This is a genomic window from Bradyrhizobium sp. CCBAU 53340 (assembly GCF_015291645.1).
GTDB lineage: Bacteria > Pseudomonadota > Alphaproteobacteria > Rhizobiales > Xanthobacteraceae > Bradyrhizobium.
This window is the reverse complement of the sequence record NZ_CP030055.1, coordinates 3,408,110-3,431,445: the sequence shown is the minus strand read 5'-3', so window position 1 is coordinate 3,431,445 and position 23,336 is coordinate 3,408,110. Positions and strand designations below refer to the sequence as shown.

The following is a 23,336-nucleotide window of genomic DNA, read 5'->3' as shown; positions in this document are numbered from 1 at the left end:
GCCGCGCAGACATAGGCACGCATCCTCGCGCGCGCTAGTGCGTGTCGTGCACCGCGCGACTGTCCTTCGGCGCCTGCTCGCGATCGTTCATCCCGTAGTCCCTGATGACGCCGGCGATGCGCAGATGATAGTCGGCAAAAATCTGCGCCCTGCCCTTGGCCTGGGTGCGCCGATGTTCCATCGTGTTTCGCCAGGTCTGGACGGCGGCCTCATCGCGCCAGAATGACAGCGACAGGATCTTGCCCTTCTCGGTCAGGCTTTCGAACCGCTCGACCGAGATGAAGCCGTCGATGGTCTGCAGGATCGGCTTCAGATCGGCCGCGAGGTCGAAATAGGCCTGGCGATGGTCCGGCTTGGGCCAGACCTCGAAGATCACGGCGATCATGGGCGTCTCCTCGTCGTTGATGGCCTACATTACCACCTTGCGCAGAAATGTGCGCTCTTCCGCGAGGATGAACTTGTTGTCCTCGGCGAAATGGAAGTTGGCCATCCCGTCCGCATCCTGCCGCAGCCGCGCGCGATAGGCCTCGTAGGCGGCAAGGCTCTCGAAGGTGATCAGCGCAAACGCGATGTTGTTGGTGCCCTCATGCGGCATGAAATAGCCGATCAGATCGCCGCCGCATTTCGGGATGATGGTGAGCCAGCGCTTCGAATAGTCCTCGAATTGCGCGCGCTTGAACGGATCGAGCTGGTAGCGGATGAAGACGGTGACGGACATGTTGGGCTCCTTGATCTGTCACTACGAAAAGCACAAACGACGCCGTCGCCGCTGAAGCATCTGGATTGCTTCGCTTCGCTCGCAATGGCGTGTTTGCGGCACCACGCTACGCCCTTGCCCGACCACAATGCTTCGGCTAGCATCGAAGCATGAAATCAGGTCCCGACATCGCCATGGTCGCCTCGCTGATCGGTGACCCCGCTCGCGCCAACATGCTCACGGCGTTGATGAACGGCCGCGCGCTCACCGCAAGCGAGCTGGCGCAGGAGGCCGGCATCACGCCGCAGACCACGAGCTCGCACCTTGCCAAGCTCGAGGCTGGCGGCCTGATCGAGCCGGAGAAGCAGGGCCGCCACCGCTATTACCGCCTCACCGACGATGACGTCGCCGGTATGCTGGAAGGCCTTGCGGCACTCGCCGCGCGCACTGGCCATATGCGCGTGCGCACCGGACCGAAGGATCCGGCGCTGCGCCGCGCGCGGATCTGCTACGACCACCTCGCCGGCGATCTCGGCGTGCAGATGCTGGATAGCTTGCGTGCGCGAAATCTGGTGAAGCAGAAGAAGCAGGACATCGAGCTGACGCCGGAAGGCGAGCGTTTCCTCGCCAAGCATTTGCAGATCTCGCCCGACATGCTCAGCCATCCCCGCCGCCCGGTCTGCAAGGCCTGCCTCGACTGGAGCGAGCGGCGCCACCATCTCGCCGGGACTTTGGGCGCCGCCATGATGCAGCGCTTCGCCGAGCTGAAATGGGCCGCGCGCGATGCTACCCCCGGCAGCCGCGTGGTGAATTTCACGCGCACCGGCGAGAAGCAGTTCGCAGCGCTGTTCGGGAACGGCAAGGACTGATCACGCTCTGCGCGTGACGGCACACAATCGCGTGTGAACTCTCGCTCTCGTCATGGCCGGGCTTGACCCGGCCATCCACGCCTTTATTGCGGCTGGCACGTGGATGCCCGGGTCAAGCCCGGGCATGACGGAGACCTTTATGACCCGCTTGTTCTCAGCCGCCCTCGCAGCCGCCCTGCTCGCTCTACCACTCGCTGCCGCCCGCGCCACCGACGCGCCCCAGCGCGAGCCCTACGGCATCGCGCTCGAAGGCTTTGCCTATCCCTATCCCGTGCATCTGTTGCCTGTCGTCAATGACGGCGAGCAACTCAGCATGGCCTATATGGACGTGGCACCGGCACAGCCGAATGGCCGCACCGTGGTGCTGCTGCACGGACGTAATTTTCCGTCGAGCTATTGGGCGCCTGTCATCAAGATGCTGAACGAGGCCGGGTACCGCGTCGTGGTGCCGGACCAGATCGGCTTCGGCAAATCCTCCAAGCCTGTGGGCGAACTGCATTTCGACACGCTGGCGCGCAACACCATCGCGCTGCTCGATCACTTGGGGGTCAACAAGGCCGACATCGTCGCGCATTCGCTCGGCGGCATGCTGGGCGTGCGCATCGCACGTGCCTATCCAGATCGTGTCGCCCATCTCGTACTGACCGCGCCGATCGGCCTTGAAGACTACCGCCTCTATGTGCCGCCGACGCCGACCGAGAAGATCATCGAGGCCGAGGACAGGCTCACGGCCGACGGCTATCGCAAGCAGCTCCAGACCAATTACGCGATCAAGCTGCCGCCGGACGCGATCACGCCGTTCATCGACGCACGCTTCAACATCAAGGGCAGCCCCGATTATCCGCGCTGGCTGCGCGCCTTCGTCTCCTCCGGCCAGATGATCTATCGCGAGCCGGTCGCGCATGAGATTGCTGACATCACCGAGCCGACGCTGTTCATCATGGGCGCCGACGACCACAACGCACCGGGCCGACCGAATGCGCCGGAAGCATTGCGCGCAAAGATGGGACAGAACGCGGAACTCGCAAAAGCGTTTGCCGCGAAGATGCCGAATGCACGGGCCGAGGTGATCCCGGACACCGGGCACCTCGTCTTCCTGGAGGCGCCGGAGACGTACAAGGAGCTGGTGCTGGGCTTTCTCGGCCGCTGAAGCGTCGAACGAAATGGAGACCGGTTCGCGCAGCGACAATGCGCCAAACAAGAATCGGGCGTCCCGTTTCCGATTCATCTAGACAGGGCTGCAGCGCCATCCATGTCGCGCAAGGCTGCACGTCGGGAAATATTCATGGCGCATTCAGGTCACGATTGGCAGATTTGGATCGCGACGTGTTGGCACATGCCCAGATTTAATGTGTCAAATCGTGTCTTTTGATTCATTGTGCGCCGCAAGCGCAGCCCCAAGATTCGCCCCGAGGACCAGAAGGAATCATCAAATGAAGTATCTGCTTGCCGCCGTGATGCTCGCCAGCGCGGTTGTCGGCTTCAGCGAGGCGGCCAGCGCCGCCGGTGGTTGCGGCCCCGGCTGGTATCGCGGCCCCTATGGCGGCTGCCGTCCGATGCGTGGTCCGGTCGTCGTGGCCCCCGCCCCGGTCGTGGTTGCCCCGCCTGTCGTCGTGGTGCGTCCGCGCGTTTGCCCCTATGGTTTCCGCTGGTACGCTGGCCGCTGCCGTCCGTTCTGATCCCTCGCACTTCCGAAATGGTCGCGCAGGACCAGCCTGCGCGGCCATTTTCGTTGAGGCCCTTCACGTCGATAAAAGGGGATCGTGATCGCGATCCCCTTTCTTATTCCAGGCGCTGTTACCAATGACGCCAGTGGCGGCGATGCCAGCGATGCCGCCAACCCCAATGGCGATGGTGCCAGCCCCAGTGACGGTGATGCCATCCCCAGTGACGGCCGTGCCAACGCACCTGCTCGGGTTTGAGCTGCGCGGCTTCCTCACTGCTGGTCACCGCAGGGCGAACTTCCGGATGGTCTTGCGGCAGGCCGACATCACCGAGCGGCTGCGGCGCCAATGGCGCGGCCTGAGCGGCAGCAGTTAACGCAGCCGCGCTCGCCGCGACGCCGAAAGCAAGTTTCAAAAAGTTCCTTCGCTCCATGAAGGTATCCTCTATCCAGTCGATCGAGTGATGCCCAAGAAGTGTCGCGGTCGCGAGATGAACTGCGGCTGAATCCTGTGCTCAGATGCGAGTGCATTCGGAAAAAATCTCTCGCCATGTCGGAATGCCCGCCCCTTATCCGTCCTCTGCCAGACAGCACGGAGACACAGCATGCCTGACCTCACTTTGACCACCTTCGACTGGGTTCCCCCGCCGCCTCGCGGTTTCGTGCGCGACCTACGTGTGCGCTGGGCGCTGGAAGAAGCCGCGTTGCCCTACCGCGTCGCCAGCGTCCCGTTCGGCGACCGCGGTCCCGCGCATCTCGCGCACCAGCCGTTCGGCCAGGTGCCGTGGCTCACCGACGGCGACCTCTCGATCTTCGAGAGCGGCGCGATCCTGCTGCATCTGGGTCAGCGCAGCGCGAAGCTGATGCCGACGGATCCCCGCGGCCGCGTTGAGGCGACCGAATGGCTGTTTGCCGCGCTCAATTCGGTGGAGATGGCAAGCCTGCCGTGGACCATGTCGAAGTTCATGGGCCATCCGAGCGACACCGCGGCGTGGAAGTTCGTGGACGACTTCCTCAAGCTCCGCCTCAAGCGTATCGAGCCGGTGCTTGCGGCGCGCGAATGGTTGGCCGGAACTTTCTCCGTCGCCGACATCCTGATGTCGGACGTGCTGCGCGTCGTCGATCAGTTCGACGGGCTGGCGGACAGCCCCGCCTGCCGCGCCTATGTCTCGCGCGCCACCGCTCGTCCGGCGTTCGCCAAAGCCCGCGCGGACCAGATGGCGCATTTCGCTGCGGCGGACAAAACACGCGAAGCGTGATCCACCGCACATAATTGGTCGGGCGTCGGCCGTAGAGTCGTCACCGCTGACGAAGCAATTTGCCTCTCATCTTCCCCAGGATGGCGACACATGGCCCGCATCGAATATCTGAAAGACCAGCTGGCCCGCGCCGAGCGCCTCGCGAAGGCAATCCTCGACCGGCAAACCGTGGAACGCCTTCAGGCCTACGCCGCCGAATGCCGTACGGAATTGCAGGCGCTCACGCCCGAGGCGACGCCCAAGGCTGCGGCGTGAGCCGTCGCCTCCAACCTGCTCGCAGAAAATTCATGTATATCCCATTGCCGCCTTAGCCGGGCTGCTTGCACCGCGCCGGTCTGCCCAGCAACCTGCCTGCTTTCAACGAAATCATCTTCGATCGATTCATTCGGGAGAGCGCAATGAAGAGATGGCCGCGATTGGCGCGCACGTTGGGTACACTTGGATTTCTCTGCATGTTCTACGGTCTGACCGGACATCAGGCCTATGCCGACGGCTCCGTATCGTCCCTGCACATGGGCTACGGCGCGGCCACTCCGGCCGAGTTTGATCGATTCCTGGCGGTGATCCAGCAGTACAACGCCTCGGGCGAGCGCTTTCGCATCGACAGCCATTGTCAGTCCGCCTGCACCATGTTCCTTTCGATCCGCAATGTCTGCGTCACGCCAGGCGCGACCTTGTTGTTTCACGCCGGCGGATCCATGAAGAAGGGCATCGTCAGCGCGTCGCGCACGCAACAGATGGCCAGCACTTACAAAGCCGCCTTGCGCCAATACGTCACCGACAACCATTTCATGGATACATTCGCCTTCCATTCGATCTCGGGAAGCGAAATCATCAAGCGCTTCGGCTATCCGGCCTGCCGGTAGACAGGCAGAATCCGCCGCCTTCGTCGCTATGGAAAGATGGCGGATTACGCTTGTGCTAATCCGCCCTACGCTCTGAGCATTGTGCAGCGGACTACACCAGCTTCATCGGCGTATCGGCGACCACACGCAGATCGATCCTGCCGATCAACGCCGAACGGTGCGCCTCGGCAGCACCGATCGCATCGTCGGTCTGCCGCAGCGTGCTGATATTCGAGCCGAGCGAGACGATGCCGCCGAGCACGAGGGCGATCGAGCCAAGTGCGGCGGTCTGACCAAGCCCAAACAGTCCGAGGATGGTGACCACGAGCAGCGCCGCACCGCTGCCGATCGCGATCTTGGACGCCAGGATGTACTTTCGGCACCGCTCGGCGATCTCGGCCAGCCGCTCGATCCGGTCTTCGATCTCGGAGATTTCGTCGGTCGGATCGTCTTCGGTCATGGGACCTCAAATCGCCGATACTTGGGACAAACCTGGCGTGGCACGGCGACAGCAGAGCAGCGGACTGGCTCAGCTAAACCAAGCAGCATGCATTTCCTCTAGAAACGATTTGGTGATCTGCACGCCTGATGCATCCCCAATTACGCTGTCGACCCCGCACTCCGGGCATAGAGCTGTAGAGTCCTTATCAACCCAATCGACAATCCGACCTGGTCCAAACGTCTCTCTGCAATAGAAACAACCGCAGAGCTGACTGCGTTCGATGTCTGCGCGGTGATTGATGCACTTCTTGTGCGCGGCGCGCAGAGGATGAGATTCAGGCAAGTCGAAGACGCTCGGCATGTCAGGCTCGTCTTCGGCTATCTGCTTCCAATAGATAAGGCGGGTTACGCCTTTGCCTCACCCGCCCTACGCTTTGCTCACAACGGCAAATTGTCGTGCTTCTTCGCCGGCGCTTCCACCTTCTTGTCCTTCAGCATCGCCAACGCACGTGCGATGCGCTTCCTCGTCGAGTGCGGCATGATGACATCGTCGATGTAGCCGCGCTCGGCGGCGATGAAGGGGGACAGGAAGCGGTCTTCGTATTCCTTGGTGCGGGCGGCGATCTTGTCGGCGTTGCCGATGTCACTGCGGAAGATGATCTCGACCGCGCCCTTGGCGCCCATCACGGCGATCTGGGCGGTCGGCCAGGCGTAGTTCATGTCGGCGCCGATTTCCTTCGACGCCATGACGTCGAAGGCGCCGCCATAGGCCTTGCGGGTGATGATGGTGACCAGCGGCACGGTGCACTGCGAATAGGCGAACAGCAGCTTTGCGCCGTGCTTGATCAGGCCGCCATATTCTTGGCTCGTGCCCGGTAGGAAGCCCGGCACGTCGACGAAGGTGACGATCGGGATGTTGAAGGCGTCGCAGAAACGGACGAAGCGCGCGGCCTTCCGCGATGCATCGCTGTCGAGCACGCCGGCCAGCACCATCGGCTGGTTGGCGACGAAGCCGACGGTACGGCCGGCGATGCGGCCGAAGCCCGTGACGATGTTCTTGGCGAAGGCCTCCGCGATCTCGAAGAAGTCGCCCTCGTCCACGACCTTCAGGATCAGCTCCTTCATGTCGTAGGGCTTGTTCGGATTGTCGGGGATCAGCGTGTCGAGCGACATGTCGATCCGCTCGATGGAATCGAAGCTCGGCCATTCCGGCACGCCATCCGAATTGTTGGACGGCAGGAAGTCGATCAGGCGACGCATCTGCAGAAGCGTCTCGACGTCGTTCTCGAAGGCGCCATCCGCGATCGAGGAGCGCGTCGCGTGCACCGAGGCGCCGCCGAGCTCTTCCGCCGTGACGACCTCGTTGGTGACGGTCTTCACCACGTCGGGGCCGGTGACGAACATGTAGCTGGTGTTCTTCACCATGAAGATGAAGTCGGTCATGGCGGGCGAATAGACGTCGCCGCCGGCGCAGGGGCCCATGATGACCGAGATCTGCGGGATCACGCCCGAAGCGAGCACGTTGCGGCGGAACACGTAGGAATAGCCGGCGAGTGCGGCAACGCCTTCCTGGATGCGGGCCCCGCCCGCGTCATAGAGGCCGATGATGGGCGCCCGCGCCTTCATCGCCATGTCCTGGAGTTTTGTGATCTTCAACGCGTGCGTTTCCGACAGCGAGCCGCCGAACACGGTAAAGTCCTTGGCGAACACGAACGTCTTGCGGCCGTTGACGGTGCCCCAGCCGGTGACGACGCCGTCGCCGGGCACCTTGGTCTTCTCCATGCCGAACTCGGTGGAGCGGTGCTCGACGAACATGTCGAACTCCTCGAACGACCCCTTGTCGAGCAGGAGCTCGATGCGCTCACGGGCGGTCAGCTTGCCGCGGGCATGCTGCGCCTCGATGCGCTTCTCCCCGCCGCCGAGCTTTGCGCCGGCACGACGGTCTTCAAGGGCGTCCAGGATATGTTTCATTTGCTCCCGCCAGTTCTTAAGCCTTAAGTGAAGCGGGTTCTAACACGGCATTTTGCGGCCCGGGAAGCGGCTTTCGGCGCCGCAGGGCTGCCCTGACACAGCGTGAAAGCGCAAGGAATTCCAAAGTTTTGCCTGGAGGCCACGATGGACGAGAGAACAACTGACGCCGGCTCCGTGACCGGCGGCGTCAGGATCCTGCTGCGGCTCGAGGGGCTCGCTCTGTTCGCGGCCATGACGGCGCTCTATGCTAGCTGGGGCGGCTCCTGGTGGGTCTACGTCCTGCTGTTCCTGGTGCCGGATCTGAGCTTCCTGGCATACCTGTCGGACGCCAAGTTCGGTGCGCTGGTCTACAATGCCGCCCACAGCTACATGGCGCCGGTGACGCTGATGACGCTTGGTTTTGGCCTCGCCTCGCCCCTCACCCTCTCCATCGCCTTGATCTGGCTCGCCCATATCGGCATCGACCGGGCGCTGGGCTATGGCCTGAAATATGCTGCAGGCTTCGGCTTCACCCATCTCGGGCGGATCGGTCGCCAGAAGGACGCCTGACCCATCGCGCCCCGGGGCAATGGTCGCAATTTGTCGCGACGCGCCGGTTGACCGGGCCAGCCGATTCAGGCTTGCTCCCGTTTCGATCAGGCGCCGAATGTTGCGTGAACTCAGTCGGTACGGCGGCGGTCATCACGTCCGGCTGCAAGCATCATCCACATGTCCGCCACGGTCGTTCCCCTGCCTCCGAACAGCGCGTCCGAAACCACCGGCTTCCTGCGGCGGATGGCCAGCATGGTGTCGGGGCGGAACGGCGAGATGCTGCTGCGCGCGGCCAGCCTGATCGAGTCGCTGGCGCAGCGGGCAATGTCGGCCGAGCGGCTCTACCACCAGCAGCAGGAAGAGAACACGCGCCATGTCGAGCTGCGCGAGGCTGCCGAGCTCGCCTCCGACGCCATGGTCAACCAGATCGCCGCGCTGCGGACGCAGCTTGCCGACGTGACAGCGGCAGCCGCCGCCGAACGAACTGCTTTTGACACCGAGCGTGGCAAGCTGCTCATGCTGATGCAGGATGCGGAAAGCCATATCGGCAAGCTCACCACCGAGCTCGATACGCTTCGCACGTCCGTCGACGCCTTCAACGAGACCGTCGTGTCCGTGCCGATCGAGGTGCTGCGGCTGGCGCGGACGCAGTTCGACTATCTTTCCAGCGGCTTTGCGCGCAAGGGCGACGTGATCTCGCAGGCGATGAGCGAGATCGGCGGTTTCGCTATCGACCAGGCGCTGACAGCAAAGAAGCCGGCCGAAAAGGCGTGAGAGTGCCTCGCGCAAATTGACAGCGCGCATGTCCGTTGATCTACTTCCCGAAAATCATGGGGGAGGATTCAATGCCAACGGCATTGCGCGTCGCTCTGGCGCTCATCGCACTCTGCGTTTCATCAGGGCTCGCCGCCGCTCAATCGCTTCCCAAGGAAGCTCCTGCCCGAACCGAGATCTACCCGATCCCGTCTCTCACCCTCTCCGACCAGCAATTTCTGAGCGGCGATGCCGCGTCCGGCAAGCCGGTGACGGTGGCCGGCGAATTCCGCGTGGCGCAGGGCACCGGCAAGATGCCGGTCGTGGTGCTGATGCACGGCTCGAGCGGCGTCGGCGCCACCACCGAAGCCTGGGTGCACGAATTCAACGCCATGGGCATCTCGACCTTCGTGATCGACGGCTTCACCGGCCGCGGGCTGACGGTGACGGGGCCGAACCAGGCCCTGCTCGGCCGGCTCAACCTGATCATCGACGTCTACCACTCGCTGGAAATCCTGGCCAGGCACCCGCGCGTCGACCCTGACCGCATCGTGCTGATGGGTTTTTCACGCGGCGGACAGGCGACGCTCTATGCGAGCCTCGACCGCTTCAACAAGCTCTGGAACAAGTCCGGCCTGCAATTCGCGGCCTATATCCCGTTCTATCCGGACTGCTCGACGACCTATCAGACCGACACCGAGGTCGCCGCGCGCCCGATCCGCATCTTCCACGGCACGCCTGATGATTATAACCCGGTGAGGAGCTGCAAGGCCTTCGTCGAGCGGCTGAAAGCTGCCGGCCGCGACGTGGTGCTGACCGAATATCCTGATAGCGCGCACGGCTTTGACAGCGGGTTGCTCGGCGTCAAAACGGTCGTGGTGTCGGCCAACGCCCAAACCGTGCGCAACTGCCACATCAAGGAAGGCGACGGCGGCGTGCTGATGAACGCCGATGCGAACGTGCCCTTCACCTACAAGGATTCCTGCGTCGAGCTCAACCCGCATGTCGGCGGCAATCCGGCGACGGCGGCGGAGTCGAAGAAAGCCGTGGTGGAGTTTTTGCAGGCGCTGTTCAAGCTGGGATAGAGCCGCACACTCCGTCATTGCGAGCGCAGCGACGCAATCCAGAGTCCCTCCGCGGAAAGATTCTGGATTGCGTCGCTGCGCTCGCAATGACGCGCGGAGAGAGATGCGCTAGCGCGCGCGGCCCGACAGCCGCAGCACGAACACCAGCACTTCGGCGACGGCCTTGTAGAGATCCGGCGGGATCTCCTCGCCGAGCTCGACCTTGGAAAGTGCGCCCGCCAGGATCTCGTTTTCCTCGATCGGAATATCGTGGGCCTTGGCGATCTCCACGATCTTTTCGCCGATCGTGCCCTTGCCTTTGGCGACGACCACAGGCGCGCCGCCGCCCTTCTCGTAGTGCAGCGCAATTGCGAGTTTGGACTGCTCGCTCATGTGGCGCGATCCAGGAAATGCCCGGCGCGCGCCGGCGCCCGTTGCGGCGGGGTGCCGTCGCGCACGATGATGTCGCCGGGCTTGAGCTCGGCTTTGGCCAGCGCCTGATTGAGCTCACCGATCCCGGCGCGCAGCTGCTGCGCGGTCGCCGGCCGCTCGGCCCACATCCGCACAAAGGTCTTGTCGCCGCTCAGCGTGATCAGCGCGTGCACGGGCCCCGCCGGCTCGACATTGAGCGAGAAGCGCGCGCGCCAGGCACGCTTGGCGGGATCGGGCGTCTCGTTGCCGCCGTCGCGCGAGATCTCGAATTGCGCCATCGCCGTGCCTTGCGGGGTCGCAAACGGAATCTCGAAATTCCACTGCGGCACGGTCGGATCGATGCGATGCCCGCTGGCATCGGTGCGGTCGGGCAGCGAGGCGACCTGCAACAGCGTCTGTCGCGCGATCGCAGCATCGGTGTCGCCGAGCAGGCGATGCACGGTCGCAGCGAGCGGCGCATTCGGTGCGAGCGATGGCGAGGCGACGGCTTGCGGCGCCGGCAACGCGCCCCGGAATGGCGGTGGCGTCGTTGGACGCGCGGCCGCTTCGAAGACATGGCTGTCCGGCACGGCTCTATTCGAGCCCGGCACGTTACCGGTCATGCGTGGCAAGCTTTGCGTGGCCTCTTGCAGCAAGCTCGCAGCGAGGCCGGCGGAGATCGCCCGCGGCAGCGCTGCCTGCGGCGCCTCGCCCGCCATGTCTTTCAGCACAGCGGCCGCAAGCACAGCGTCGCGCGGCAATGGAGCGGGCTGGACAATTTCAGCGTCAGGCGGCGCCGCCGTCTGTACGGCCTCGCCTGCCGGCTGAAGTGCGGCGGCTGCGGTCTGCGGCGCGGCCGCAATGCTTGGCGGTGGCGCGGCGGTTTGCACCGGCGTCCGTGGCGCGCCGGTCTCGAGCGTGCCAGACGTCGCCGACAATGTCTGGCGCAGCACGAGCAGCGCCGCCTTCAGATCCGGCATCGCGCCTGACGGCTGCGGCGTGCCCGAGGCGAGCGAAGCCTCGAGAAACAGGCCCGACTTCTGGAAGGCGGATTCGATGTCGCCGCCATCGAGTGCGGTGTCGAGCGGCGTCTGTTGCGCCAGCACGTCCAGCACGGCCTGCTTCAGGCCCTCGGGCAGATCGCTGCCGGTCACAACGGAGGCGAGATTGGCGAACAGCGGTGCCTGACTGCCCTGTCTGGTCACGGCCTCGGCCGAGGCGACCGTGACGGCGACCTGCTCGGCCGGCGTCAGGGGATTGCGGACTGCGGGCGCGGATGGCGCGAGCGAGGGGCTGTCGACCAGCGAGGCTGCCGTCGGTGTCAGCGTGACCTGATCGGCGCTCGCCTCGCCTGCCCCGCCCACGACGGCAAGCCTGATGGTGCCGTCGTTCTGCGATACCGCAAGCTGGAGATTTTGCCCCGGGGTCAGCGACACCTCGGACATCACGTCCATCGAGAGGTTGGCGATCGCAATCCGCACCAGATTGTCGGCAAGCAGGCTGACGACCCGGGCATCGACCACGCTGCCGGCCTGCAGCACAAGATCCGGCGTCGCCGCATCAGCCACGGGGCTGGCGGCACTGACCGGAAGGATCGAAGTAACTGGCGTCGGCATCTCGGAAGGCCCAGGGAACGCTGGTCCCACCCTAAGGTGCCCTCGTAAACCTCTCGTTAAGGACCTTTGGCCGCGGCCGGATTCACGGCCGCCAAGACCGTCACGGCGGCCTGGAAATCCCTGAGGCGGGTGGCCCTGCGAGCGGCCGCCTCCTCGTCCACGCCCCATTGATCGACGTTCCAGTCCTCGTCGACATGGGCGGCAGACCAGACCTGGTCGGCGTCGCGCACGCCATGGGCCAGCGCCAGCGCCAGCAGCGCCGATCCGGTCAGGGTCGTCACCATGTGGAGGGCGGCCACGGACCAGGGATCATCAGGCAGCGCGGCGCGGGCGGCCTGGACGGCCTCGTCCGGCTGTTTCACATGCATGATGCCTTCAGAGAGGATGAAGTGTGCCCCAAGCGTGTTAGCAGCCCAGAACAGCACGGGGTCCCAATGCGCGGCCTCGCGGGCGACCAGCCCTTCGGGATGGCCGGCGCGATAAAACAGCAGGTCGGTCTCGAAGTATTTGGCGAGGTCATCAGTCACGAGCTCGACGCGGTCGACCACGCCCTCGACCACGCTGTTGGCAATCCGCGTCAGGGGCATGGTCACCGGATCGATCGCCTCGCCCTGCGCGGCCCATTCCGCGGCCACGGCATCGGCGAGCGTCTGCGAAGGAAGCACCACCTGGCGGGCGGAGGGCGTGCGGATCGGCCTGCCGTCAAGGGTGATAGCAAAGCCGCCGTCAACCTCAGCGACACCGGCTTCCTTGTAGAAGCGCTTGCGCAGCGGCGTCCGCGCCGACGCGCGCGCTGATTCCCTGGGATCCGGCGGAGGTTGGCCAGCGGCTTCTTCGAACAATTCGCGCATGTGAGTTTTCGGTCCCGGTCGCTGAATGCAAGTTTTCAAAATAGGATCGGCTTTTAAGATAAGACCTGTGGCCGATAAAGCGAGCGGCGGGCATGAAGGAACTTGCGGGCATTGTGGCCCTGTTCACCGGGCTTTGGCCGGCTGCGGCCGAGGCCGGCTTTCGCACCCCGGAATCGCTCGTCCGCAACGTCTATGCCTATTACGGCGAGGGTGCGCCGGAACTGTCCAAGGGCCTGCCCCGGGATGATGCGACGGCCCGGCAATTCTTCGATCCCTCCTTGCGCAAGGCCTGGAGCGGGCCGCGGACCGAGCCCTATGATTTCCTGGTGCAGAGCCCGAGCTGGAAGCTCGGCCCTGTTACGATCGCAATCATCCGCAAACACTACGACAAGACCTATGTCGCGGCGAGTTTCGACAATCGCGGCCGAAAGGTCGCGCTGAACTTCATTCTGGTCAGCGGGCCCGAAGGTTGGCTGATCGCTGACGTCGAGAGCCCGCATGACAGTTTGCGGATGTTTCTGGAGCAGTTTCGGAATTGAGGGAGCTGTAATTGTCAGCCAAATCCTCGGGTGTCGTCCCGGCGAAGGCCGGGACCCATACTCCGCAGCAGACGTTTGGCGAAGACCAGCAGTTGGCTTCGTTCGCCGATACGAAGATGGCACTCTACCGATAGATTCCGCGGTGATGGGTCCCGGCCTTCGCCGGGACGATACCGAGAGATTGACTGCCTCCCTACTCCTCCGGCGCATTCTCGATCGGATCGAACCGGCTTGCATCGAGCCCGAGCAGATTCCACGACTGCTGCATGTGCGGCGGCAGCGGCGCGGTGGCGTCGATCACGCCACCGCGTGGATGCGGGATCACGATGCGGCGCGCCAAGAGATGCAGGCGGTTCTGCAGGCCGCCCGGGAGCTGCCAGTTCTCGATGTTGAAATATTTGGGATCGCCGACGATGGGATGGCCGATATGGGCCATGTGGGCGCGAAGCTGGTGCGTGCGGCCCGTCACCGGCTTCAGCGACACCCAGGTCAGCTTGTTGCCGGCGGTCTCGACCACCGCGTAGTAGGTTACCGCGTGGCTCGCGCCCTCATCGCCATGTTGCGCGATCCGCATGATGGTGTCGTCCTCGCTCTCCTCCTTGGCAAGGAAGGTCGAGATGCGGCCCTGCTTCGGCTTCGGGAGCCCCGGCACCAGCGCCCAATAGACCTTGCGCGCCGAGCGCGAGCGGAACGCGCCGGTCAGATGCGAGGCGGCAAAGCGTGTCTTCGCAATCAACAGGCAACCCGAGGTCTCGCGATCGATGCGGTGCACGAGGCGCGGCTTCTGACCCTTGGAATCGCGCATCACCTCCAGCATCTGGTCGATGTGGCGCGTCATGCCCGAGCCGCCCTGCACGGCAAGACCGGCGGGCTTGTTCAGCACGAGGACGTCGTCGTCCTCGTAGATCGTCATCTCCTTGAGCGCCTTGAGCGTCTTCTGCGCGGCTTCCGAGAGCTCGCCGACGACCTTCGGCGCATCCAGCTTCAGCGGCGGAATACGGACGCTCTGCCCCTCCTCCAGCCGGTCCTTGCTGTCGACGCGCTTGCCGTCGACGCGCAGCTCGCCTTTGCGGACGACGCGCTGGATATGGGAGAACGACAGGCCGGGAAAGCGCGCCTCGAGGAAACGATCGACACGCATGTTGTTCTCGTCGGCCGTGACGATGACCGTCTGCACCTTGGTCGGCAGCAGCGTCTCGACGGACTTTTCGGGTGCGGCCCTTTCCGCTTCCGCCCTCTCCAGCTTGGCCCTAGGCGGACGCCGCTCGGCGCGCTCGCCCGCAAAGCGCGGCGGCTTCCCGCCGGGCTTGCCGCCCGGACGCGGCCCGGCCTTCTTCGCGCTACGCGCCTTGAACGGGCGCGATTCCTTGCGCTCATCGCGCGAACGGGGCTCTTGATTGGTTCTTTTGATGCGGCGGCTCATGGCTGCCTGCGTACCCTAAAAGCAGCCTTTCGTCACGGTGAAATGGCCACCTCTAGCCCGAGCCACCCCGTTCCTTCCGCAGCTTCGCCCAATAATCCAGCCGCTTTCTGATCTCCCGCTCGAAGCCACGCTCGGGCGGGTCGTAGAAGGTCTGGCGGCCGAGGGCTTCCGGGAAGTAGTCCTGGCCGGAGAAGGCGTCGGGGGCGTCGTGGTCGTATTCGTAAGCTGCGCCGTAGCCTTCCGACTTCATCAGCTTGGTCGGCGAATTCAGGATGTGCTTCGGCGGCAGCAGCGAGCCGGCCTGCTTTGCCACCTGCATTGCCGAGCCGAACGCCGTGTAGACCGCGTTCGATTTCGGTGCGGTGGCGAGGTAGACGACGGCCTGCGCGATCGCGAGCTCGCCTTCGGGATGGCCGAGGAAGTCGAAGGCGTCCTTCGCCGCATTGGCGATGACGAGCGCCTGTGGATCGGCAAGGCCGATGTCCTCCACCGCCATGCGCACGACGCGGCGCGCCAGGAACAGCGGATCCTCGCCGGCATCCAGCATGCGCGCGAGATAATACAGCGCCGCATCCGGATCGGAGCCGCGCACCGACTTATGCAGCGCCGAGATCAGGTTGTAATGGCCGTCGGCCGACTTGTCGTAGATCGGCGCGCGGCGTTGCAAAATGTCCTGCAACTGAGCGGCGTTAAATATCTCGTCCGCGCGTGCGGAACGCCAGACCTCTTCCGCAAGCGTCAGCGAGGCGCGGCCATCGCCGTCGGCCATACGCACCAGCACTGCGCGCGCTTCCGCATCGAGCGGCAGCTTCTTGCCCTCGACCGCCTCCGCATGCGCGAACAGCTTCTCGATCGCAGCAGCATCGAGCGAACGAAACACCAGAACGCGCGCGCGAGACAAAAGCGCCGCGTTGAGCTCGAAGGACGGGTTTTCCGTGGTGGCGCCGACCATGACGACGGTGCCGTCTTCCATCACGGGCAGAAACGAATCCTGCTGCGCGCGGTTGAAGCGATGCACCTCGTCGACGAACAGCAGCGTGCCCTTGCCCATCTCGCGGCGGGCACGCGCGGCATCGAATGCCTTCTTCAAATCGGCAACGCCGGAGAACACCGCCGAGATCTGCTCGAAATGCAGGTCCGTCGCATCCGCCAAGAGCCGCGCCACCGTGGTCTTGCCGGTGCCGGGCGGTCCCCAGAACACCAGCGAACCAAGCGTGCGCGTCTCCAGCATGCGCGTCAACGCGCCGTCGGGGCCGAGGATGTGATCCTGCCCGACGACCTCCGACAGCGTACGCGGCCGCAGCCGGTCCGGCAGCGGATGCGGGGCCTCGTGATCGAGCCCCGCCGCGGCAAAGAGAGTTGGCGTCTCCTGTGGTCGCTTCGGACTCATCCGCCCAGCGTGACGTTGATCTGCTGACCGCCGCGCACCACCGCGATGCGCCAGAGCCGCGGCTGCTCCTTGGCGGCTTTCTCCAGGTCGCTGGTCTTGGCGATCTTCTGGCTGTTCACGGACAGGATGATGTCGCCCTTCTGGAAGCCGACATTCTGCGCCGCCGTACCGTCGCCGATATCGGTGACGACGACACCCTCGGTGTCGACATCGAGATGCAGCTCGTCGGCCACCGCTGGCGTGATGGTGGAGATCCTCGCGCCCTGGAACGGCGAACGCGTGGTGATGACGAGCTCGTTGCGGCCGGTGTCAGGTGCAATCTCGAGCGCGATCGTCAGCTTGAGCGGCTTGCTGCCGCGCTGCACGTCGATCTGCGCGGTGCCGCCGATCGGACGGGTTGCGAAGCGGTAATCGAACGCGTTGGGATCGTCCACGGCCTGGCCGTCAATCCCGGTGATGAGGTCGGAGGATTTCAGCCCCGCCTTCGCCGCAGGACCATTGGGCACGACGCTTGCGACCAGCGCGCCGGTCGGCGAGCGCAGGCCGAGGCTCTCGGCAATCTCGGGCGTCACCGCCTGGAGCTTCGCACCGAGCCACGGCCGCTTCACCGCCGTACCGCCGCTCTTGGCGGAGGCGACGACGACCCGCACCATATTGGCCGGAATCGCAAAGCCGATGCCCTGCGAGCCGCCGGAGCGCGAATAGATCGCGGTGTTGATGCCGGCAAGCCGACCGTTCATGTCGACCAGCGCGCCGCCGGAATTGCCGGGATTGATCGCAGCATCGGTCTGGATGAAGAACTGGTAATCGGTGATGCCGACCTGGGTGCGCGCCAGCGCTGAGATGATGCCGTGGGTCACGGTCTGGCCGACGCCGAAGGGATTGCCGATCGCCATCACGACGTCGCCCACCATCAGCTCGTCCGAATTGGTGAATTCGAGCGCCGGAAACTTCTCCTTGGTGTCCTTCAGGCGCAGCACCGCGAGATCGCTGCGGGAATCCTTCAGCACGATCTCGGCCTCGAACTCGCGCTTGTCCGACAGCGATACCTTCACCTGGTCGGCGCCCTCGATGACGTGGACGTTGGTGACGACGAGCCCGGAGGAATCAACGATCACACCCGAGCCGAGCGATCGCTGCACCTGCTCCTGCTGCTGGCCCGGCACGCCGAAGAAGCGGCGGAAGATCGGGTCGTCCAGCAGTGGGTTGCGGTTCTGCACCACCTTGGCGGCATAGACGTTGACGACCGCCGGCTGCACCCGCTGCACGATCGGCGCATAGGACAGCCGCAGTTCGGCCGGCGACGACGGCACGCGACGGTCCTGCGCCGCGGTCGGATTGAAGTGGGCCGAAAGGGCTATGCACAATGCCGTGAGGACGGCGGTCGAGATCGATCGAAACATTCCTACCTCTTGGAAAAGACGCCGGAATATAGGCGCGTTCGCCCCCCAATAGAAGGGCGCCGGGCGGCAATATTCGGGCCGTTCCGCCGCCTCCGGCATGCAAGTTCTGCGTGCGGAATGACAAGTCGCCAGGACAGCGAATTGGCATGATGCTGATCATATTCCATCCTCATGGCGGACGGATTCGGTTGCGGCGAATTGATCCAGTGGGGAACCGCGGTGGCGATGCGCACGCAGGTCGCGTTCTGAAGCGATCGATCCGGCAGCGGCACGCCGCTCCCGGATATCTACGCCGCGCGTTTCGGCTTCTTCACGACCACCGGTGGCGGTGCGCAAGACAGCCGCTGCTGGTGGCTCTCGCCCCAGGCCTTGAGAATGTCGATCACCGGCCGCAGGCTCTCGCCGAGCTCGGACAGGCAATATTCCACCCGCGGCGGCACCTCGGCATAGACCTTGCGGGTGACGAGCTTGTCCTCCTCCAGCGCGCGAAGCTGCTTGGTCAGCATCCGCTGGGTGATGCCGGGCATCATGCGGCGCAGTTCGCCGAAGCGCTGGGTGCCGCTCTGGAGGTGGTAGAGGATCACGCCCTTCCACTTGCCGTCGATCAGGTCCAGCGTCGCCTCGACCGAGCACCCGGGACGACGGGCAAAATTGCGCCGTTTCATAAGTAGTTTTCCCAATAGTATCCAAACAGGGACTATATCCCCGAATGTACAGTACTTGCCAAATCGGAGCCAGGGCGACAGTTAGGGCGCATGCGAATACGCCATCTGATGGAGACAAGCCATGAAGGCCGTCGGCTACAAGAAGTCGCTTCCGATCGAGGATCAGGACGCGCTGTTCGATTTCGACACCGCCAAGCCAGAGCCGAAAGGACGCGACATCCGCGTTGCCGTGAAGGCGATCTCGGCCAATCCGGTCGACTATAAGGTGCGCAAGCGCGCCGCGCCGCCCGAGGGCGAGACCAAGATTTTGGGCTATGACGCCGCCGGCGTGGTCGATGCCGTCGGCCCCGACGTCACGCTGTTCAAGCCGGGCGACGAGGTGTTCTACGCGGGCTCGATCCTGCGCCAGGGCACCAATGCCGAATTCCATCTGGTCGACGAACGCATCGTCGGCAACAAGCCGAAGTCGCTCTCGTTCGCGCAGGCCGCCGCCCTTCCCCTCACCTCCATCACCGCCTGGGAATTGCTGTTCGATCGTCTCGGCGCCGTCCCGGGCAAGAGCGTCGATCCGCGTACGCTTCTCATCACCGGCGGCGCCGGTGGTGTCGGCTCGATCCTGATCCAGCTCGCGCGCCGCCTCACGGGCCTCACCGTACTCGCCACCGCCACGCGGCCTGAATCGCAGAAATGGTGCCTCGATCTCGGCGCCCACGCTGTGATCGATCACGGCAAGCCGATGAAGGAGCAGATCGAGAGCTTGAGGCTGCCGCCGGTCGCTCTGGTGGCGAGCCTCACTTTCACCGACCAGCACTACAAGAGCATCGCCGAGCTCATGGCGCCGCAGGGCCGGTTCGGCCTGATCGACGATCCCCCGGAATTCACCATGAGCACGTTCAAGGGCAAGGCGATCTCGGTGCACTGGGAATCGATGTTCACACGCTCCTCGTTCCAGACGCCAGACATGATCGCGCAGCATCATCTGCTCAATGACGTCGCCGACCTCATCGACAAGGGCGTCTTGCGCACCACGCTCGACCAGACTTTCGGCACGATCAACGCGGCCAACCTCAAGCGTGCTCACGCGCTGCTCGAGAGCGGCAAGTCGCGCGGCAAGATCGTGCTGGAGGGGTGGTAGCAACGGCCTCGTAACGTCTCGTAGGGTGGGCAAAGGCGCCCTTGCGCCGTGCCCACCACCTGGCTATGGCGGCAAGAGATGGTGGGCACGCTTCCGTCTTCGCTCTTCGAGCTACGGCGGACAAGCCGCTTTGCCCACCCTACGATTTCCGGCGCTACCCCACGATCCGGACCAAAGCCGACAGCAGCCGCTCGATCTGCTCATCCGTGCCCACGGTGATCCGCAGGAAATCCGAGATGCGAGACACGGAGAAGTGGCGGACGATCACTGCCTGCTCGCGCAGCGCCGCCGCAAGCGCAGCCCCTTCATGCGCGGGATGGCGCGCGAAGACGAAGTTGGCGAGCGAGGGCAACACCTCGAAACCGACCGCCTTCAGTCCGCGGGTCAGCCGCTCCCTGCCCTCGATCACGCGACGGCGACTCTGCTGGAAATAGTCCTCGTCCTCGATGGAGGCGATCGCGCCGGCCTGCGCAGGCCGGCCGAGTGGATATGAATTGAAGCTGTCCTTCACGCGCGTCAGCGCGTCGATCAGATCGGCATCGCCGATCGCATATCCGACGCGAAGCCCGGCGAGCGCGCGCGACTTGGACATGGTCTGCACGACCAGGAGATTGCGATGGGACGCAACCAGCGGAATCGCGGTCTCGGCGCCGAAATCGACATAGGCTTCGTCGACGACGACAGGCGCATCCTTGTGCTCCGCCAGCAGTGTCGCGATCTCCGCGCGCGACAGCGCGATGCCTGTTGGCGCGTTCGGATTCGGAATGATGATCGCGCCCGCCGGCCGGCGATAATCCGCCGTGCGGATCTGCATGGCCTGATCGAGCGCCACAGTCTCATAGGCGATACCGAACAGACGGCAATAGACCGGATAGAAACTGTAGGTGATATCGGGAAACAGTAGTGGCGCATCATGCTTCAGCAGCGCGACGAAGGCATGCGCCAGCACCTCGTCTGAGCCGTTGCCGACGAACACCTGCTCTGGTCTCACGCCGTGATAGGCGGCCAGGGCCGCCCGCAGCGCCGTCGCCTGCGGATCCGGATAAAGACGCAGCGTATCGGCCGCCGCGTCACGGATCGCCTGCAGCGCCCGCGGCGACGGACCGAGCGGGTTCTCGTTGGTGTTGAGCTTGACCAGATCCGCCATGCGCGGCTGCTCGCCCGGCACATAGGGCTTCAGCTCGTGCGTCAAGCTGCTCCAGAAACGGCTCATCTTTCCTCCCCCTCGCGCGGACGGGTCGCCCGCTCGACAAAGCCTTTTGCGAGCGCGTGATAGATACCCTCCTCGCAGATCATGCGCGAGACGAAATGCGCGATCAGCGCGGCCGCCATCAGCGGCACGACCATGCCGTGATTGTCGGTCATTTCGGTCACGATCACGAAGGCGGTGATCGGCGCTTGAACGACGCCAGCGAAATACGAGACCATGCCGAGCAGCATGATCGCGCCGAGCGGCGCGTCATGGAAGAATGACGCAATGTTGCTGCCGATGCCCGCGCCGACGGCGAGCGATGGCGAGAAAATGCCGCCCGGTATGCCGCTGATGGCGGCAAAGCTCGTCGCCAAGAGCTTGAGCACCCCAAAGTCCTGCGGCAACGGGGTGCCGTGATCCAACGCCGCCTTCACCTGCACATAACCCGTGCCGTAGATGGTGTCGCCGGACACCAGACCGCATATCGCGACGGCAAGGCCGCAGGCGAACGCAAACCAGAGCGGATGGCCCTTGATCGCCCGTCCGAGCGGGCTCTTGAACCCGCGCGCCATGGCAATGACGACGCGGCTGAACAGGCCGCCCGCGAGGCCGCCGACGACGCCGCAGGCCGGAACGGCCAGCCAGTCGGCGCCACGTGCCAGCGTCATCGCACTGCTGCCGAAATAGGCGTAATTGCCCGCAAGCGCGAGCGAGGTCAGGCCGGCCGCAATGACGGCCCCAATGATCAGGCTGGACGTGCGGGTCTCGAAGGCGCGGCTCATCTCCTCGATGCCGAAGACGATTCCGGCGAGCGGCGTGTTGAAGGCCGCGGCGACGCCGGCAGCCGCACCGGCCAGGATCAACCCAGGTTGGCGGCGCGGCGAGACACGACCGAGTGCGAACATGATGGAGGCGCCGACCTGGACGGTCGGCCCTTCCCGCCCCACGGAGCCGCCGCACAGCAGCCCAAACAAGGTGAGGATCATCTTGCCGATCGCGATCCGGATCGAGACCAGGCTCTCTCGCGCGGCCTGATCGGTCAGATGCCGCGCGGCGATCGCCTGCGGGATGCCGCTGCCCTGCGCATTCGGGAACAGGCGGAGGGTCATATAGGCTGAAAGCATGAAGCCGAGCGGCGTCACCGCCAGCACGGCATAGCGCGACTTGGCCAGGAGGAGTGTAAAGGCGTATTGCGCGAGATCAGCCAGCTGCGCCAGCGCCACGGCCGCAGCGCCGACGCCGATCCCGCCGAGCAGAAAGATCGCCCGCCGCTGCCAGCGTGCAGATGTCAGCCTGAACAGGCGTTTGTGGCGGGTCGAGAGGGGCCAGAGCATGGAGGCCCGTTTTAGCCAGTCTCACCGCGAATGAAAGGGGCGCAGGAGCAGAACGGCTAGGCCGGAACTCCCGCTCCCGACGCCCGATCACGGCTTAAGCGATGGTGTTGACGATGCCGCCTTCGGCCCGTAGCGCCGCGCCGTTGGTCGCGGATGCCTCCTTCGAGGCGACATAGACCACCATATTGGCGATCTCGTCGACGCTGGCGAAACGCCCGATCAGCGAGCTCGGACGGTGCTGCCTGACGAAATTGGCGGCGGCTTCATCCACCGATTGCCCGTTCTGCTTCGCCAGATCCTTCACGAAAGTCTCGACGCCCTCGGACATGGTCGGGCCAGGGAGCACCGAGTTCACCGTGACGGCGGTGCCCTGGGTGAGCTGCGCGAGGCCACGCGCGACCGCGAGCTGGGCGGTCTTGCTCATGCCGTAGTGGATCATCTCGGCGGGAATGTTGAGTCCCGACTCGGAGGAGATGAAGACGATGCGGCCCCAGTTGCGCTTGAGCATGCCTTGCATGTAGGCGCGCGAGAGCCGCACGCCGCTCATCACATTGACCTCGAAGAAACGGCTCCAGTCCTCGTCCGGAATCTCGAAAAAGCCCTTCGGCTCGAAGATGCCGGCATTGTTGATGAGGATGTCGACCTCGGGCAGTGCCGCAACCAGCGCCTTGCAGCCAGCAGCGGTCGAGACGTCGGCGGCGATGCCGCGGACCTTGGCTCCCGTCCCTTCCAGCTTGCGCACGGCGGCATCGACCTTGTCCTGGCCGCGCCCGTTGATCACGACACTCGCGCCGGAGCCCGCGAGGCCCTTGGCAATGGCGTGGCCGATGCCGGCGGTCGAGCCGGTGACGAGGGCAGTCTTTCCGGAAAGGTCGATCTTCATGTTTTATCTCCGCTGAGGTTGAAGCCGATATCGTGCGCTGCACGTGTCGGTGCAATCGCCGCTCACCGATGCGTGAGAGCTGCCACAACGGCAGATTTGTAGGGTGGGCAAAGCGGCTTGTCGGCCATAGCTCGAGGAGCGAAGGCGGAAGCGTGCCCACCATCTATAGGTGGTGGGCACGGCGCGCGAAGCACGCGCGCCTTTGCCCACCCTACGGCACCTATTTCTTTGGCGACAGCGTTCTGACAAACGCGACGAGGGCATCGAGGTCCTGCAGTCATGGTGGCACGGCCAGCATAGGCCATCAGCGACTTCAGGCTGTGACCGTCGCGCGCGATGGCTTGCGCAATCGCACGTATGATTTCGTCATCATCGTGCGCCGCATGAGAAGTGGCTGCGGG

Annotated in this window: 27 protein-coding genes; 12 read left to right on the top strand and 15 right to left on the bottom strand. The window is 64.5% G+C overall.

Features of this window, described 5'->3' with window-relative positions:
• Positions 1-34: 34 nt before the first annotated feature.
• The gene (locus tag XH89_RS16170) at positions 35-385 is read right to left on the bottom strand and encodes an antibiotic biosynthesis monooxygenase (RefSeq protein ID WP_194467964.1); all 351 of its coding nucleotides are present in this window, start codon (positions 383-385) and stop codon (positions 35-37) included.
• Between the two features lie 24 nt (positions 386-409).
• Entirely contained in the window at positions 410-718 is a 309-nt protein-coding gene (locus XH89_RS16165; protein ID WP_194467963.1) for an NIPSNAP family protein, read from the bottom strand.
• Positions 719-867: 149 nt separating this feature from the next.
• Here XH89_RS16165 and XH89_RS16160 point away from each other — a divergent pair, with 149 nt between their 5' ends.
• The 3 genes from XH89_RS16160 to XH89_RS16150 all read left to right on the top strand — a co-directional run bounded on the left by XH89_RS16160 (position 868) and on the right by XH89_RS16150 (position 3,245).
• The gene (locus tag XH89_RS16160; protein WP_194467962.1) at positions 868-1,566 is read left to right on the top strand and encodes a winged helix-turn-helix domain-containing protein; all 699 of its coding nucleotides are present in this window, start codon (positions 868-870) and stop codon (positions 1,564-1,566) included.
• Positions 1,567-1,705: 139 nt separating this feature from the next.
• Entirely contained in the window at positions 1,706-2,716 is a 1,011-nt protein-coding gene (locus XH89_RS16155; protein ID WP_194467961.1) for an alpha/beta fold hydrolase, read from the top strand.
• Between the two features lie 283 nt (positions 2,717-2,999).
• Positions 3,000-3,245 (top strand): GCG_CRPN prefix-to-repeats domain-containing protein, encoded by a 246-nt coding sequence (locus tag XH89_RS16150; protein WP_194467960.1) that lies wholly within the window; start codon positions 3,000-3,002, stop codon positions 3,243-3,245.
• A gap of 118 nt (positions 3,246-3,363) precedes the next feature.
• Here the strand turns inward: XH89_RS16150 and XH89_RS16145 are convergent, their stop codons facing one another.
• Positions 3,364-3,663 carry a twin-arginine translocation signal domain-containing protein gene (locus XH89_RS16145; RefSeq protein WP_194467959.1) on the bottom strand — a complete coding sequence of 100 codons (300 nt, stop codon included), beginning with the start codon at positions 3,661-3,663 and terminating at the stop codon, positions 3,364-3,366.
• 171 nt (positions 3,664-3,834) lie between these two features.
• Here XH89_RS16145 and XH89_RS16140 point away from each other — a divergent pair, with 171 nt between their 5' ends.
• The 3 genes from XH89_RS16140 to XH89_RS16130 all read left to right on the top strand — a co-directional run bounded on the left by XH89_RS16140 (position 3,835) and on the right by XH89_RS16130 (position 5,354).
• Positions 3,835-4,488: a glutathione S-transferase family protein gene (locus tag XH89_RS16140; RefSeq protein ID WP_194467958.1), complete on the top strand. Its 654-nt coding sequence runs from the start codon at positions 3,835-3,837 to the stop codon at positions 4,486-4,488.
• Positions 4,489-4,578: 90 nt separating this feature from the next.
• Complete coding sequence (locus tag XH89_RS16135; RefSeq protein ID WP_194467957.1) at positions 4,579-4,743, top strand: hypothetical protein; 165 nt, start codon at positions 4,579-4,581, stop codon at positions 4,741-4,743.
• A 65-nt stretch (positions 4,744-4,808) separates the two neighbouring features.
• Entirely contained in the window at positions 4,809-5,354 is a 546-nt protein-coding gene (locus XH89_RS16130) for a hypothetical protein (protein WP_194467956.1), read from the top strand.
• Positions 5,355-5,445: 91 nt separating this feature from the next.
• On the opposite strand, the gene XH89_RS16125 is transcribed toward XH89_RS16130, so the two are convergent.
• Positions 5,446-5,793 (bottom strand): hypothetical protein, encoded by a 348-nt coding sequence (locus XH89_RS16125; RefSeq protein ID WP_194467955.1) that lies wholly within the window; start codon positions 5,791-5,793, stop codon positions 5,446-5,448.
• A 419-nt stretch (positions 5,794-6,212) separates the two neighbouring features.
• Entirely contained in the window at positions 6,213-7,745 is a 1,533-nt protein-coding gene (locus XH89_RS16120; RefSeq protein ID WP_194467954.1) for an acyl-CoA carboxylase subunit beta, read from the bottom strand.
• 144 nt (positions 7,746-7,889) lie between these two features.
• On the opposite strand from XH89_RS16120, the gene XH89_RS16115 reads away from it, so the two are divergent.
• The 3 genes from XH89_RS16115 to XH89_RS16105 all read left to right on the top strand — a co-directional run bounded on the left by XH89_RS16115 (position 7,890) and on the right by XH89_RS16105 (position 10,114).
• The gene (locus XH89_RS16115; RefSeq protein ID WP_194467953.1) at positions 7,890-8,294 is read left to right on the top strand and encodes a DUF4260 domain-containing protein; all 405 of its coding nucleotides are present in this window, start codon (positions 7,890-7,892) and stop codon (positions 8,292-8,294) included.
• A gap of 159 nt (positions 8,295-8,453) precedes the next feature.
• A complete protein-coding gene (locus XH89_RS16110; RefSeq protein ID WP_194467952.1) occupies positions 8,454-9,050 on the top strand; it encodes a hypothetical protein in 597 nt (198 codons plus the stop codon).
• Between the two features lie 71 nt (positions 9,051-9,121).
• Positions 9,122-10,114 (top strand): dienelactone hydrolase family protein, encoded by a 993-nt coding sequence (locus XH89_RS16105; RefSeq protein WP_194467951.1) that lies wholly within the window; start codon positions 9,122-9,124, stop codon positions 10,112-10,114.
• Positions 10,115-10,222: 108 nt separating this feature from the next.
• On the opposite strand, the gene XH89_RS16100 is transcribed toward XH89_RS16105, so the two are convergent.
• The 3 genes from XH89_RS16100 to XH89_RS16090 are packed head-to-tail and all read right to left on the bottom strand — an operon-like array spanning position 10,223 to position 12,971.
• Entirely contained in the window at positions 10,223-10,486 is a 264-nt protein-coding gene (locus XH89_RS16100; RefSeq protein WP_194467950.1) for an EscU/YscU/HrcU family type III secretion system export apparatus switch protein, read from the bottom strand.
• Complete coding sequence (locus XH89_RS16095; RefSeq protein WP_194467949.1) at positions 10,483-12,120, bottom strand: flagellar hook-length control protein FliK; 1,638 nt, start codon at positions 12,118-12,120, stop codon at positions 10,483-10,485. Before XH89_RS16095 ends, XH89_RS16100 begins: the two co-directional genes overlap by 4 nt.
• Before the next feature lie 56 nt (positions 12,121-12,176).
• Positions 12,177-12,971 (bottom strand): ATP12 family chaperone protein, encoded by a 795-nt coding sequence (locus XH89_RS16090; RefSeq protein ID WP_194467948.1) that lies wholly within the window; start codon positions 12,969-12,971, stop codon positions 12,177-12,179.
• 92 nt (positions 12,972-13,063) lie between these two features.
• Between XH89_RS16090 and XH89_RS16085 the strand changes: the two genes are divergently transcribed.
• Together XH89_RS16085 and XH89_RS41840 are read left to right on the top strand one after the other, a co-directional pair.
• Positions 13,064-13,510, top strand: coding sequence for a hypothetical protein (locus XH89_RS16085; RefSeq protein ID WP_194467947.1), 447 nt, complete (start codon positions 13,064-13,066; stop codon positions 13,508-13,510).
• Between the two features lie 11 nt (positions 13,511-13,521).
• Positions 13,522-13,644: a hypothetical protein gene (locus tag XH89_RS41840; RefSeq protein ID WP_256440155.1), complete on the top strand. Its 123-nt coding sequence runs from the start codon at positions 13,522-13,524 to the stop codon at positions 13,642-13,644.
• A gap of 59 nt (positions 13,645-13,703) precedes the next feature.
• Here XH89_RS41840 and XH89_RS16080 read toward each other — a convergent pair whose 3' ends face one another.
• From XH89_RS16080 to XH89_RS16065, 4 genes are all read right to left on the bottom strand, one after another.
• On the bottom strand, positions 13,704-14,933 hold the full coding sequence (locus XH89_RS16080; RefSeq protein WP_194467946.1) for an RluA family pseudouridine synthase: 1,230 nt from the start codon (positions 14,931-14,933) through the stop codon (positions 13,704-13,706).
• Between the two features lie 52 nt (positions 14,934-14,985).
• Complete coding sequence (locus XH89_RS16075; RefSeq protein WP_194467945.1) at positions 14,986-16,323, bottom strand: replication-associated recombination protein A; 1,338 nt, start codon at positions 16,321-16,323, stop codon at positions 14,986-14,988.
• Positions 16,320-17,726, bottom strand: coding sequence for a DegQ family serine endoprotease (locus XH89_RS16070; protein ID WP_194467944.1), 1,407 nt, complete (start codon positions 17,724-17,726; stop codon positions 16,320-16,322). Before XH89_RS16070 ends, XH89_RS16075 begins: the two co-directional genes overlap by 4 nt.
• Positions 17,727-18,013: 287 nt before the next feature.
• Positions 18,014-18,391, bottom strand: a complete 378-nt coding sequence (locus XH89_RS16065) for a helix-turn-helix domain-containing protein (protein ID WP_194467943.1) — start codon at positions 18,389-18,391, stop codon at positions 18,014-18,016.
• Between the two features lie 121 nt (positions 18,392-18,512).
• Here XH89_RS16065 and XH89_RS16060 point away from each other — a divergent pair, with 121 nt between their 5' ends.
• Positions 18,513-19,526, top strand: coding sequence for a zinc-binding alcohol dehydrogenase family protein (locus XH89_RS16060; protein WP_194467942.1), 1,014 nt, complete (start codon positions 18,513-18,515; stop codon positions 19,524-19,526).
• Positions 19,527-19,680: 154 nt separating this feature from the next.
• Here the strand turns inward: XH89_RS16060 and hisC are convergent, their stop codons facing one another.
• From hisC to XH89_RS16045, 3 genes are all read right to left on the bottom strand, one after another.
• Entirely contained in the window at positions 19,681-20,739 is a 1,059-nt protein-coding gene (hisC, locus tag XH89_RS16055; protein WP_194467941.1) for a histidinol-phosphate transaminase, read from the bottom strand.
• Entirely contained in the window at positions 20,736-22,052 is a 1,317-nt protein-coding gene (locus XH89_RS16050; protein ID WP_194467940.1) for a chloride channel protein, read from the bottom strand. The genes hisC and XH89_RS16050 overlap by 4 nt, the downstream gene beginning before the upstream one ends.
• Positions 22,053-22,146: 94 nt before the next feature.
• Positions 22,147-22,935, bottom strand: a complete 789-nt coding sequence (locus tag XH89_RS16045) for an SDR family NAD(P)-dependent oxidoreductase (RefSeq protein WP_194467939.1) — start codon at positions 22,933-22,935, stop codon at positions 22,147-22,149.
• Positions 22,936-23,336: the final 401 nt, after the last annotated feature.

Bases quoted from the DNA above. Each gene is read 5' to 3' on its own strand.
- XH89_RS16170 (WP_194467964.1), bottom strand. From the start codon at position 385: ATGATCGCCGTGATCTTCGAGGTCTGGCCCAAGCCGGACCATCGCCAG.
- XH89_RS16165 (WP_194467963.1), bottom strand. From the start codon at position 718: ATGTCCGTCACCGTCTTCATCCGCTACCAGCTCGATCCGTTCAAGCGC.
- XH89_RS16160 (WP_194467962.1), top strand. From the start codon at position 868: ATGAAATCAGGTCCCGACATCGCCATGGTCGCCTCGCTGATCGGTGAC.
- XH89_RS16155 (WP_194467961.1), top strand. From the start codon at position 1,706: ATGACCCGCTTGTTCTCAGCCGCCCTCGCAGCCGCCCTGCTCGCTCTA.
- XH89_RS16150 (WP_194467960.1), top strand. From the start codon at position 3,000: ATGAAGTATCTGCTTGCCGCCGTGATGCTCGCCAGCGCGGTTGTCGGC.
- XH89_RS16145 (WP_194467959.1), bottom strand. From the start codon at position 3,663: ATGGAGCGAAGGAACTTTTTGAAACTTGCTTTCGGCGTCGCGGCGAGC.
- XH89_RS16140 (WP_194467958.1), top strand. From the start codon at position 3,835: ATGCCTGACCTCACTTTGACCACCTTCGACTGGGTTCCCCCGCCGCCT.
- XH89_RS16135 (WP_194467957.1), top strand. From the start codon at position 4,579: ATGGCCCGCATCGAATATCTGAAAGACCAGCTGGCCCGCGCCGAGCGC.
- XH89_RS16125 (WP_194467955.1), bottom strand. From the start codon at position 5,793: ATGACCGAAGACGATCCGACCGACGAAATCTCCGAGATCGAAGACCGG.
- XH89_RS16120 (WP_194467954.1), bottom strand. From the start codon at position 7,745: ATGAAACATATCCTGGACGCCCTTGAAGACCGTCGTGCCGGCGCAAAG.
- XH89_RS16115 (WP_194467953.1), top strand. From the start codon at position 7,890: ATGGACGAGAGAACAACTGACGCCGGCTCCGTGACCGGCGGCGTCAGG.
- XH89_RS16110 (WP_194467952.1), top strand. From the start codon at position 8,454: ATGTCCGCCACGGTCGTTCCCCTGCCTCCGAACAGCGCGTCCGAAACC.
- XH89_RS16105 (WP_194467951.1), top strand. From the start codon at position 9,122: ATGCCAACGGCATTGCGCGTCGCTCTGGCGCTCATCGCACTCTGCGTT.
- XH89_RS16100 (WP_194467950.1), bottom strand. From the start codon at position 10,486: ATGAGCGAGCAGTCCAAACTCGCAATTGCGCTGCACTACGAGAAGGGC.
- XH89_RS16095 (WP_194467949.1), bottom strand. From the start codon at position 12,120: ATGCCGACGCCAGTTACTTCGATCCTTCCGGTCAGTGCCGCCAGCCCC.
- XH89_RS16090 (WP_194467948.1), bottom strand. From the start codon at position 12,971: ATGCGCGAATTGTTCGAAGAAGCCGCTGGCCAACCTCCGCCGGATCCC.
- XH89_RS16085 (WP_194467947.1), top strand. From the start codon at position 13,064: ATGAAGGAACTTGCGGGCATTGTGGCCCTGTTCACCGGGCTTTGGCCG.
- XH89_RS16080 (WP_194467946.1), bottom strand. From the start codon at position 14,933: ATGAGCCGCCGCATCAAAAGAACCAATCAAGAGCCCCGTTCGCGCGAT.
- XH89_RS16075 (WP_194467945.1), bottom strand. From the start codon at position 16,323: ATGAGTCCGAAGCGACCACAGGAGACGCCAACTCTCTTTGCCGCGGCG.
- XH89_RS16070 (WP_194467944.1), bottom strand. From the start codon at position 17,726: ATGTTTCGATCGATCTCGACCGCCGTCCTCACGGCATTGTGCATAGCC.
- XH89_RS16065 (WP_194467943.1), bottom strand. From the start codon at position 18,391: ATGAAACGGCGCAATTTTGCCCGTCGTCCCGGGTGCTCGGTCGAGGCG.
- XH89_RS16060 (WP_194467942.1), top strand. From the start codon at position 18,513: ATGAAGGCCGTCGGCTACAAGAAGTCGCTTCCGATCGAGGATCAGGAC.
- hisC (WP_194467941.1), bottom strand. From the start codon at position 20,739: ATGAGCCGTTTCTGGAGCAGCTTGACGCACGAGCTGAAGCCCTATGTG.
- XH89_RS16050 (WP_194467940.1), bottom strand. From the start codon at position 22,052: ATGCTCTGGCCCCTCTCGACCCGCCACAAACGCCTGTTCAGGCTGACA.
- XH89_RS16045 (WP_194467939.1), bottom strand. From the start codon at position 22,935: ATGAAGATCGACCTTTCCGGAAAGACTGCCCTCGTCACCGGCTCGACC.